10 protein-coding genes are annotated in these 10,189 nt (G+C 73.4%); 6 read left to right on the top strand and 4 right to left on the bottom strand.

Translation table 11 applies throughout. The annotated features are described in order from the left end of the window. Window positions 1-78: 78 nt before the first annotated feature. Complete coding sequence (locus ACFYOS_RS02830; protein WP_387135381.1) at window positions 79-516, bottom strand: hypothetical protein; 438 nt, start codon at window positions 514-516, stop codon at window positions 79-81. 113 nt (window positions 517-629) lie between these two features. On the opposite strand from ACFYOS_RS02830, the gene ACFYOS_RS02835 reads away from it, so the two are divergent. Genes ACFYOS_RS02835 through ACFYOS_RS02845 form a run of 3 tightly spaced genes read left to right on the top strand, consistent with a single transcriptional unit; the run spans window position 630 to window position 2,931 of the window. Further along, complete coding sequence (locus ACFYOS_RS02835) at window positions 630-1,046, top strand: GntR family transcriptional regulator (RefSeq protein WP_387135384.1); 417 nt, start codon at window positions 630-632, stop codon at window positions 1,044-1,046. 11 nt (window positions 1,047-1,057) lie between these two features. Further along, complete coding sequence (locus ACFYOS_RS02840) at window positions 1,058-1,945, top strand: ABC transporter ATP-binding protein (protein WP_387135387.1); 888 nt, start codon at window positions 1,058-1,060, stop codon at window positions 1,943-1,945. Next, complete coding sequence (locus ACFYOS_RS02845) at window positions 1,942-2,931, top strand: transporter (protein ID WP_387135390.1); 990 nt, start codon at window positions 1,942-1,944, stop codon at window positions 2,929-2,931. The genes ACFYOS_RS02840 and ACFYOS_RS02845 overlap by 4 nt, the downstream gene beginning before the upstream one ends. 69 nt (window positions 2,932-3,000) lie before the next feature. Here ACFYOS_RS02845 and ACFYOS_RS02850 read toward each other — a convergent pair whose 3' ends face one another. Next, on the bottom strand, window positions 3,001-3,690 hold the full coding sequence (locus ACFYOS_RS02850) for a hypothetical protein (RefSeq protein WP_387135392.1): 690 nt from the start codon (window positions 3,688-3,690) through the stop codon (window positions 3,001-3,003). Between the two features lie 214 nt (window positions 3,691-3,904). Beyond that, window positions 3,905-4,762, bottom strand: coding sequence for a hypothetical protein (locus tag ACFYOS_RS02855; protein ID WP_387135394.1), 858 nt, complete (start codon window positions 4,760-4,762; stop codon window positions 3,905-3,907). Between the two features lie 131 nt (window positions 4,763-4,893). On the opposite strand from ACFYOS_RS02855, the gene ACFYOS_RS02860 reads away from it, so the two are divergent. Genes ACFYOS_RS02860 through ACFYOS_RS02870 form a run of 3 tightly spaced genes read left to right on the top strand, consistent with a single transcriptional unit; the run spans window position 4,894 to window position 8,068 of the window. Then, entirely contained in the window at window positions 4,894-6,171 is a 1,278-nt protein-coding gene (locus ACFYOS_RS02860; RefSeq protein WP_387135396.1) for a GAF domain-containing protein, read from the top strand. A gap of 47 nt (window positions 6,172-6,218) precedes the next feature. Continuing rightward, complete coding sequence (adh, locus tag ACFYOS_RS02865; RefSeq protein WP_387135399.1) at window positions 6,219-7,724, top strand: aldehyde dehydrogenase; 1,506 nt, start codon at window positions 6,219-6,221, stop codon at window positions 7,722-7,724. Next, entirely contained in the window at window positions 7,724-8,068 is a 345-nt protein-coding gene (locus ACFYOS_RS02870) for a DUF779 domain-containing protein (RefSeq protein WP_387135402.1), read from the top strand. Before adh ends, ACFYOS_RS02870 begins: the two co-directional genes overlap by 1 nt. Window positions 8,069-8,113: 45 nt before the next feature. On the opposite strand, the gene ACFYOS_RS02875 is transcribed toward ACFYOS_RS02870, so the two are convergent. Further along, complete coding sequence (locus ACFYOS_RS02875; protein WP_387135405.1) at window positions 8,114-10,129, bottom strand: HEAT repeat domain-containing protein; 2,016 nt, start codon at window positions 10,127-10,129, stop codon at window positions 8,114-8,116. Between the last annotated feature and the right edge of the window lie 60 nt (window positions 10,130-10,189).

A 10,189-nucleotide genomic window follows, 5' to 3' on the forward strand; every position in this document is an offset into this window, starting at 1 on the left:
GATCGTGGGACACCGCGGGCGTCGATCCCCCCAGGCGCCGTCCGCGGTGTCCCACCTCCACCGCGACCCCGCGTCGGCCTACAGGCAGAGCCAGCAGTACGCGTCGACGCCGTCGGCCAGCGCTTGGCGAGCCACGCGGCGCAGCTCGACGACGATCTCGGCGAGGATCTCCGGGTCGATGTCCCCCACCCACTCCTCGGCGGTGGCCCACCTGGCGGCGACCGGCTCGACGCGGTCGTCCGGCAGCACGGCCAGCTCGGCCACGAAGGCCGACTCGAGCCGGAGCAGGAACGGCCCCTCGTCGTCGTTGCCGTCGACCCGCTCGGCGTCGGCGGAGAGATCTCCGGCCGACTCATCGGGTCCGCCGTGCCGGACCGCCTCCCACAGCGCCCCGCCCAACACGGTCGGCTCGACGTTCTTGCACCGCAGCGGGGCCAGCTCGTCACCCGGCCCGGTCTGAACGGCGGCCTGCGCCCGCTCGGGGATAGCCGCGAAGTATTCAGTCAGGATGCCCACGCCCGGGACGCTACGTCCCACCTCCGACACATTCCATCGCCGACGGGACACCATGGAGGCATCTTCTGTCCTATAGTCCTACTGTCGTAGGACAATAGGAGGGAAGTTCCCGCGTGATCGAGTTCGTACTGGACGCCCGGTCCAAGGTGAACACCTACGTGCAGTTGATCCAGCAGGTGAAACAGGCGCTGCGGGTGGGGCTGCTGGCGCCCGGCGACCAGTTGCCCAAGGTCCGCGACGTGGCGCAGTCGCTGGCGATCAACCCGAACACGGTGCTGAAGGCGTACCGCGAGCTGGAGATCGAGGGCCTGGTGGAGGGACGGCCCGGGGTGGGCACGTTCGTCCGCCGTACCCTCGGCAGCCCTCCGCTGGCCGACCAGGCCGAGCTGCGCGCGGAGCTAGTCGCCTGGCTGCGCCGCGCCCTGGCCGCCAACCTCACCCCCGAGGACGTCAAAGCCCTGGTCGACACCACCCTGCGGGCCACGCTCGCCGCCGACGCGGCCGGCGCGCGGCCCGCCGCAGCCCGATGAGAGGACACCCGATGGAGATCGCGCTCGAGGCCGACCAGCTCGGCAAGCGGTACGGGCGACGCTGGGCGTTGCAGGACTGCGCGCTGCGCCTGCCCGTCGGGCGGATCGCCGGCCTCGTCGGCCCCAACGGCGCCGGCAAGAGCACCCTGCTGCACCTCGCCGTCGGCCTGCTCCGTCCGGACGCAGGCGAGGTGCGCATCTTCGGCCGCTCGCCGTACGACAACCCGGCGGTGCTGCCCGAGATCGGCTTCGTCGCCCAGGACACTCCGCTCTACCGCGACTTCACCGCGGCCGAGCTGGTCGAGTTGGGCGGCCGGATGAACCGGCGCTGGGACGCCGCGTTGGCCCGCGAGCGGCTCGCCCAGCTCGGCATCCCGCCGAAGCTGCCGGTCGGCAAGCTCTCCGGCGGGCAGCGCGCCCAGGTGGCGCTGGCCCTCGCCCTGGCCAAGCGGCCACGGTTGCTGCTGCTGGACGAGCCGGTCGCCAGCCTCGACCCGCTGGCCCGCCGCGAGTTCCTGCAGTCGTTGATGGGCAGCGTCGCGGAGTCCGGGACGACCGTCCTGCTCTCCTCGCACCTGCTGGCCGACCTGGAACGGACCTGCGACCACCTGGTGGTCCTGCACTCCTCCCGGGTGCGGCTCGAAGGCGCCGTCGACGACCTGGTCGCCACCCACCGGCAGCTGGTCGGCCCCCGGCACGCCGGCGAGCCGATCACCGGGGTGCAGGCCGTGCTCCGGGCCAGCCAGACCGACCGCCAATCCACCCTGCTGGCCCGCGTCGACGGGGTCGTCGACCCGGAGTGGACGGTGCACGACGTGACCCTGGAGGACGTCATCCTGGCCTACCTTGGCGACGGCGAGACCACGGCCAGCCGCAACGAATGGGAGGTGCCCGCATGATCTGGCTGGCCTGGCGGCAACACCGCAAGCAACTGCTGTACACGCTCATCGGGTTCGCGGCACTGGCCGCGCTGATGATCCCGATCGGCCTGTCGATGCGACACACGTTCGCCGACCTCGGACTGCCCGATTGCGTCCGCGAGCTGGCCCGCAGCGACGTGGCCCCGGCGACCGCGGAGCGCTGCGAGGGGGCGTTCCACCAGTTCACCAACCGGTACGGCAGCCTGAACCTGGTGGCGGTCCTGCTGCTGATCCTGCCGATGCTGGTCGGCCTGTTCTGGGGCGCCCCGTTGATCGCCCGGGAGGTGGAGCAGGGGACGCACCGGTTCGCCTGGACCCAGGGCGTCGGCCGCCGGCACTGGGCGCTGGTGAAGTTCGGTCTGGTGGTCGCGGTGGCGGCGGTCGCCGCCATCTGCTACGGGCTGGGCATGTCGTGGTGGGTCGACCCGCTGACCGAGACCGCGCGCCAGGGCCGGCTCGGCTTCATCGTCTTCGACCTGCAGGGCGTCGCCCCGATCGGCTACACCCTCTTCGCCGTGGCGCTCGGCATCTTCGCCGGCACCGTCTGGCGGCGGATGCTGCCCGCCATGACCGTCACCCTCGCCGGATTCGTCGGTGTCCGGGCGGCCGTGGAGCTCCTGGTCAGGCCGCACTACCAGCCGGCCCGCACCCTCACGTTCCCCGTGGCGGGGGACGGCAGGTTGTCGCTGAGCCGCGGCGACTGGATCCTCTCCAGCGGCGTCCGCAACCCCGACGGAAAAATGGTGGCACCCGACACCCAGATCGGCTGCCCGCCGGGCGCCCGGGGGCCGGGCGGCGGCGCCTGCGGGGCCGAACTCGGTATCCAGCCCGGCGCCTACAACTGGCAGCTCTACCAGCCGGCCGACCGGTTCTGGCTGTTCCAGGGCATCGAGACCGGCATCTTCATCGCCCTCGCCGCCGTCCTGCTCTACCTCGCCGTCCGCCGGATCCGCCGCATCGCCTGAGCACCCCCCGCGGTACGCCATGGAGGTCATCCGACCCTGGAGACCTCCATGGCGTTCCACCCGGCGACGTCAGCGGAGCAGCTCCACCAGGTTGCGGCGGACCAGGTTCTTGCCGGGCTCCCGGATCTGGTCCATCGCGGCGGCGTTGAGCAGCACGCAACTGCCCGACGGGCCGGTCACCGTCACGCTCACCGCCTTGCCGTTGTCGAGGTTGGTCACCCGCAACCGGGTGCCGACCGGGAACCGCCCGCTGGTGGCGGCCGGCGCGCCGCCCTCGGCGGAGAAGGTGATCGCCCCGGAGCAGGCGCTGCCGCCGGCCGGCACGTCCACCCCGCCGGCCGGCGCACCCGCACCGGGCTGGGCGTTGCCCGGGCGGACGTCCCCGCCGGCCTGGGGGCCGCCCGGGCGGGCCGCGCCGTCGAGCCGCTCGACGAGGTTGCGCCGGATCACGTTCTTGCCCGGTTCCCGGACCAGGTCCATCGCGGCGGCGTTGAGCAGCACGCAACTGCCGGACGGGCCGGTCACCGTCACCGTCGCCGCCTTTCCGTTGTCCAGGTTGGTCACCCGCAACCGGGTGCCCACCGGGAACCGGTTGCTGGTCGCCGCCGGGGCCCCGGCCTCCGCCGAGAAGGTCACCGAGCCCGAACAGACCGACTGGCGCGCCGGTGCGGTGTCGGCGAACCCGAAGCCGGTCCCCGCTGCCACTCCCGCCGTCGCGAGTACCGCCACGGTCGCCGCCAGCACATGCTTGCGCCGCATCTTCAACGCTCTCTCCCGTCCTCGGTGTGGTGCCACGCCGCCTGGTACGGACGGGAGCGCCGCAGCGTTCAGCCGTGGCGGAAAGTAACAACGGACCGTAGCTGGTGTGTCGCGTTCCGGTCAGCTGCGCCCAGTACCGGTCGCCGTAGGACCAGTGCCACCACTCGGACCGGTCCGGGTAGTGAGCGTGCATCCACCCGGACCGGGTCGACGCTCAGCCGCGCCGGATGCCCAGGGTGCTCTGGGCCGGCAGCATCCCCGAGGCCACCACCGCCTGGGTAACCGGGGCGACGAGCTGAGCGAACCGGCCGACCGCGGGGCCGAGCGCCCGCCACGGCGCGGCGGCCAGTTCGTCCGTACGCCGCTCCACCTCGTCACGGAGCCGCCGGCCGGCGTCGGTGGCGGCGCCGTCGGCGTCGACCAGGCCGCGCGCGGCGAGCCGGTCGCGGGCGGCAGCCCACTCCTCCGGGGTCCAGCGCCGGCTGGCGAACACCTCGACCGGGGCGGCGCCGACGGCGGCGAAGGAGACCAGCGCCTCGGTCGGGTCGAGCCCGGCGGCCAGCAGTGCCGCCACGTGCCCGTCACCGCGGTGCTCGCGCAGGATCGTGGCTGCCTGCCAGAGGGCGAGGTGCGGCGCGTCCGGCCAGGGGAGGTCGGCGTTGGCGGCGGCGAGCGGACGGCCAGCCAGGTCGGCGGCCTGCACGGCGCGCCGGGCCAGCACGGCGGCCTCGGCCAGCTCGGGCGAGTCGACCCGGTCGCCGAGCAGGGCACGCAGCACGCGGTCCACGCCGGACAGTCGGGCGTCGAGCACTTTCGCCGGCTCGGCGGTCGACCAGACGGCCGGCACGTACTCGGCGACCATCCGCGGGCTGAAGCTGTAGTAGGTGGCGGTGACCAGCGCGAGGCCGGCAGCGCCGAGCGGGGCGGACCGCAGGGCGAAGTAGCCCGGCCACCGCTCGTCGGTCGGCAGGCCGAGCGCGGCGGCCTCCTCGGTCAGCTCGGGCGCGTAGTAGACCAGTGCGTGCACGGGCTCGATCAGCTGCCACATCTTCCGGACCATCGCCAGTTCCATGTCGACCTCCCCGACCTCATCTTGTCGTTGTCAAGTTTGCGGCCCGTCATCGGAACTTGTCAACGACAAGATGAGGAGGCGTTTGGCGATCCCGGGTGAGCTGGGTCACCATGGGCGCGAGGAGGTCGCCGATGGCTGACCCGTGGCTCGCCCTGGAATTCGGCGCCGATCCGGCGGAGCGGATCGCGCAGGTCGGCGCCGCCCACGAAGCTTTCCTCACCGGCGGTACCGCGCCGGACCGCGTCCGCGAGGTGGTCCGGCGGTCGTGGGAGCGGTCCGCGCTGCTCGACCCCGAGGCCACCGCCCCGGTCGACCTCACCGACGACGCCCTGGAGAGCTACCGGGCCGCGCACCCCCTCGCCCGGGTGCTGCCGCTCTTCCGCGACCTGCTCGGCGGGATCGCCTTGGACGGCGCGCACCTGATGGCGGTCTGCGACGCGTACGGGCGGCTGCTCTGGGTGGAGGGCCATCCCGGGGTGCTCCGGCACGCCGAGCGGATGAACTTCGTGCCCGGCGCCCGCTGGGACGAGACACACGCGGGCACCAACGCCCCCGGCACCGCCCTCGCCGTCGACCACAGTGTCCAGATCTTCGCCACCGAGCACTTCGTCCGGCCGGTGCAGCGCTGGACCTGCGCCGCCGCCCCGATCCACGACCCGAGCACCGGCCGGCTGCTCGGGGCCGTCGACATCACCGGCGGCGACCACCTGGCCAACCCGCAGAGCCTCGCCCTGGTCCGGGCCACCGCCCGGGCCGCCGAGGCGTTCCTGGCCGGTGCCGTGCCTGCCGAGCCCGACGTGCTGCACGTCGCCGCGCTCGGCCGCGACGAGGCGGAACTGCGGATCGCCGGCCGACGGATCCGGCTCGGCCGCCGGCACAGCGAGCTGCTGGTGCTCCTGATCGACCACCCCGAGGGGCGGACCGGCGAGCAACTCGGGCTGGACCTCTACGGCGACGAGCGGCTGCATCCGGTGACCCTGCGCGCCGAACTGTCCCGGCTGCGCCGGGCGCTCGGCGAGGAGCTGCTCGACTCCCGCCCGTACCGGCTGCGGCCGACCGTGCGCGCGGACTTCCGTACCGTCAGTGAGCTGCTGGAACGCGGCGACCCGGCAGGGGCGCTCCAGGCGTACCCGGGGCCGCTGCTGCCCGGGTCGGACGCGCCGGGAGTGGCGCGACTGCGCCGGCTGGTCGACGGCCAACTCCGCGCGGCCGTGCTGGCCACCGCGGACCCGGCGCTCCTCGCGGCCTGGACCGCGACGCCCGTCGGCGCCGACGACCTCACCGCCTGGCAGGCCCTGGCGCGGGCGTTGCCGCCGGGCGCACCCCGCCGGCCACTCGCCGTCGCCCGGGCCCGCCAGCTCGCCGAGGAGTACGACCTACCACATGCAACGTCCCTGCAACGTCGGTGAAACTAAGGTCCCCCGCCATCCAGCCCTGACGGACGGCGGAGGTACCCATGACGCGCTACGACGCCCCCACCCACTGGCAGTCCCGCTACGACCACTTCATCGGCGGCGAGTACGTGAAGCCGCACGGCGGCCGATACTTCGAGAACCCCACCCCGGTCACCGGGCAGACCTTCTGCGAGGTTGCCCGGGGCACCGCCGAGGACGTCGAGAAGGCCCTCGACGCGGCGCACGGCGCCGCCGACGCGTGGGGCCGCACCTCGGTCGCCGAGCGGGCGCTCATCCTCAACCAGATCGCCGACCGGATGCAGGAGAACCTCGAGTCCCTGGCCATCGCCGAGACCTGGGAGAACGGCAAGCCCGTACGCGAGACCCTGGCCGCCGACATCCCCCTGGCCATCGACCACTTCCGCTACTTCGCCGGGGCGGTCCGGGCCCAGGAGGGCTCGCTCGGCGAGATCGACGACGACACCGTGGCGTACCACTTCCACGAGCCGCTCGGCGTGGTCGGGCAGATCATCCCGTGGAACTTCCCGCTGCTCATGGCGACCTGGAAGCTCGCCCCGGCGCTCGCCGCCGGCAATGCGGTGGTGCTCAAGCCCGCCGAGCAGACCCCGGCATCCATCCACTACCTGCTCTCGCTCATCGCCGACCTGCTCCCGCCGGGCGTGGTGAACGTGGTCAACGGCTTCGGCGTCGAGGCGGGCAAGCCCCTCGCGTCCTCATCCCGGGTGGCGAAGGTGGCGTTCACCGGCGAGACCACCACCGGGCGGCTGATCATGCAGTACGCCAGCGAGAACATCAAACCCGTCACGCTGGAGCTGGGCGGCAAGAGCCCGAACATCTTCTTCGACGACGTCAGCGCCGCCCGCGACGACTTCTTCGACAAGGCCCTCGAAGGCTTCACCATGTTCGCCCTCAACCAGGGCGAGGTGTGCACCTGCCCGTCCCGGGCGCTCATCCAGCAGGGCCACTACTCCGACTTCCTCGCCGCCGCCGTCGAGCGGACCGGTCAGGTACGCCAGGGCCATCCGCTCGACACCGAGACGATGATCGGGGCCCAGGCGTCGAACGATCAGCTCGAGAAGATCCTGTCCTACCTGGACATCGGCCGGCAGGAGGGCGCGAAGGTGCTCACCGGCGGCGAGCGGGCCGACCTCGGCGGCGAACTGTCCGGCGGGTACTACGTGCAGCCGACCGTCTTCGAGGGCGACAACTCGATGCGGATCTTCCAGGAGGAGATCTTCGGCCCGGTGGTCTCGGTGGCCTCCTTCGCCGACCTGGACGACGCCGTCAAGATCGCCAACGACACCCTGTACGGCCTGGGCGCGGGCGTCTGGACCCGGGACATCAACACCGCGTACCGGGCCGGGCGGTCCATCCAGGCCGGCCGGGTCTGGACCAACTGCTACCACGCGTACCCGGCGCACGCCGCGTTCGGCGGGTACAAGCAGTCCGGCATCGGCCGGGAGAACCACAAGATGATGCTGGAGCACTACCAGCAGACCAAGAACCTGCTGGTCAGCTACTCCCCGAAGAAGCTGGGCTTTTTCTGATGGGTGACCCGGTCACCCTCACCCCCGCGGCGGCCGGGCTGATCCGGTCGCTGCGGGCGGCACACGGCCCGATCATGTTCCACCAGTCCGGCGGCTGCTGCGACGGCAGCGCCCCGATGTGCTACCCGGCCGGCGAGTTCCGCACCGGCGGGTCGGACATCCTGCTGGCGTCGCTCGACGTCGACGGCGTCCCCGAGCCCGTCGAGTTCTGGATGTCCACCGCTCAGTGGGAGCTGTGGAAGCACACCAGGCTCACGGTTGACGTGGTGCCGGGTCGAGGTAGCGGCTTCTCCCTGGAAGCCCCCGAGGGCGTCCGCTTCCTCATCCGCTCCCGACTCGCCTGACCAGCCAGGGCCGCCCGACCGCCGGGCGGCCCCGGCTGCCGGCGGTTACCGGTCGAGGACGGCCACCGCCTCGCGCAGGTCGCGCCGGAGCCGCTCGTCCTCCCAGGCGGTGTCCACGTAGACCCCGCCGGTGATCACCCGCGCGTCCCGCTCGGCCAAGTCCCGCAGCGCCGGCAGCACACTCCGAGCTTCCATCTCCACCAGCAGCGGGAGCACGTCGCGCGTCCGTCCCTCCTCGATGAGGCGCACCAGGAGCGGCGCAAGGTCGTCCGGGGACCCGCCGATCCGCCAGAGCGCCCGTACCGGCGCCACCGGGCCCACCCGCTCGCCGAGCAGCTTCCACAGGGCCGGCTCGTACCCCGGCTCGGGGAACCGGGCCACCAGGTCGGCGGCGGCGGACGCGGCCCACCAGCCGGTGCCGAGCACCGCCTGGACGGTGGGCGAAACCGCGTCACCGTCCCCGGTCAACTCGCCCACCACCCGGGCGGCCAGCAGCTGCGCGTACCGCTCCGCCTCCGTCTCCAGCGCGACCCCGGTCAGGTACGACCGCAGCGTCGGCAGCAGCGCGCCGAGCGCCGGGACCGCGTCGAAGGCCTGCCGGAGCCGCCAGTCGTCGCCGTTCGGCCCGGCGTCGAGCTGCCGGGCGACCGCGGTCACCACCGGCTCGACCGCACCCGTGACCCGCCACAGCGTCACCCCGGCACGGACGTCGCCCCGGGCGGCCGCCATCCGCAGCTCCGGCACCGCCGGCTCGGGCGCCGCCCCGATCGCGGCGAGCGCGGCCGCCGCCCGCGCCGGGGCGATCGGCAGCGCGGCCACCAGCTCCGGTACGGCGGCGGAGGCGGTCGGCCCCCACCGTTCGAGCAGGGTGGCCAGCCCGGTGACCAACGTCAGGTTGTCCGCGCCGGCCAGGTGACGCCGGGCCGCAGTGAGCACGGCTTCGTTAAAGGGTGGCTGGTCGACCGGCAGTCGCACCTCGTGCCCGCCGGCCCAGACCGCGCAGATCACGTCGACCCAGCGCGGGTCGGCCAACATGGCGAGGGTCTCCACCGCTCGTTGCTGCGGCGTGAAGCCGGTGGCTTCCACCACCGCCGGCCAACCGGCGGCGACGCGTGCCAGCTCGTCGGCGTGGGCAGCCGCGGCCGGACCGGCGGTACGCAGCACCCCCACCGCCTCGGCCCGGACGCTCTCGTCCGGGTCGTGCAGCGCCTGCCCGAGCAGGGGCAGCAGCAGGGCCGGGGCGGAACGCAGCTGCCGGCACCGCTCACCGATCGCGTACGCGGCGGCCTTCCGGGCCTGCGGTGCGGCGGTCAGCAGGCGGCCGAGCAGGTCCCGCACGAACCGCTCGTCGGCCTCGCTCACCAGCTCGTCCAGCGCCCCACCCTGGCGCTGCCAGGCGTAGTCCAATTCCACCGCCGGGTCGAACGCGGCGGCCAGCGCCTCCGCCGCACCCGCCGGCCAGGGCAGCCCAGCCCGCTTGATCGCGACGGCGGCGGCGACGCGTACCGAAGGGTCCTCCTCGTGCAGAGCGGCGGCCAGCAGACCGGCGGCCCCGGCCGGGTCCCGCAGCCCGAGCGCCAGCGCGAGCGCGGCCCGGACGGTGGGATCGTCCTCGGTGGCCCACCGGTCCCGCAGCAGGGTCACCGGGAGCCGGTCGCCGCACTGCGCCACCGTGTACGCCGCGGCCGCCCGGATCTCTGGATCGGGATCGTCGAGCAGCGGCGGGAAGCGGTCCGCCTGCGCGCGTACCGCCTCGCAGACCTCCTCCGCCTCCTCGCCCCACGCGTGGTGCGGGTCGGCCAGCATCCCGACGGTGGCGAGGAACCAGCCCCGCCGGTGCTGCGCGGTCGACGCCAACTCGACGAGGAACGGCACGGCCGGCACCGTCGCGGGGTAGACATCGCCCTGGTGGAAGATGCTGCCGACGATCTCGTCAAAGGCCTCGCCGACCTCGTCCTCGTCCTCAGAGGCGAGCGCCCGCAGCAAGTCGGGGATATCCTCCGCCGTCCCGTAAGCGTGGCTAAGCCCCGCCCAGTCGATCTCCTCCAGCCCGTCCGCCACCCGCCGCACTCTACGCCGCACCCCTCCTTGCCCCCGCCGATCATGGAGTTGTGGTGCCTC

The organism is Micromonospora sp. NPDC005806, from assembly GCF_042871425.1.
In the GTDB taxonomy this organism is placed as follows: Bacteria; Actinomycetota; Actinomycetes; order Mycobacteriales; family Micromonosporaceae; genus Micromonospora.

Bases quoted from the DNA above. Each gene is read 5' to 3' on its own strand.
- ACFYOS_RS02840 (WP_387135387.1), top strand. From the start codon at position 1,058: ATGGAGATCGCGCTCGAGGCCGACCAGCTCGGCAAGCGGTACGGGCGA.
- ACFYOS_RS02845 (WP_387135390.1), top strand. From the start codon at position 1,942: ATGATCTGGCTGGCCTGGCGGCAACACCGCAAGCAACTGCTGTACACG.
- ACFYOS_RS02850 (WP_387135392.1), bottom strand. From the start codon at position 3,690: ATGCGGCGCAAGCATGTGCTGGCGGCGACCGTGGCGGTACTCGCGACG.
- ACFYOS_RS02855 (WP_387135394.1), bottom strand. From the start codon at position 4,762: ATGGAACTGGCGATGGTCCGGAAGATGTGGCAGCTGATCGAGCCCGTG.
- ACFYOS_RS02860 (WP_387135396.1), top strand. From the start codon at position 4,894: ATGGCTGACCCGTGGCTCGCCCTGGAATTCGGCGCCGATCCGGCGGAG.
- adh (WP_387135399.1), top strand. From the start codon at position 6,219: ATGACGCGCTACGACGCCCCCACCCACTGGCAGTCCCGCTACGACCAC.
- ACFYOS_RS02870 (WP_387135402.1), top strand. From the start codon at position 7,724: ATGGGTGACCCGGTCACCCTCACCCCCGCGGCGGCCGGGCTGATCCGG.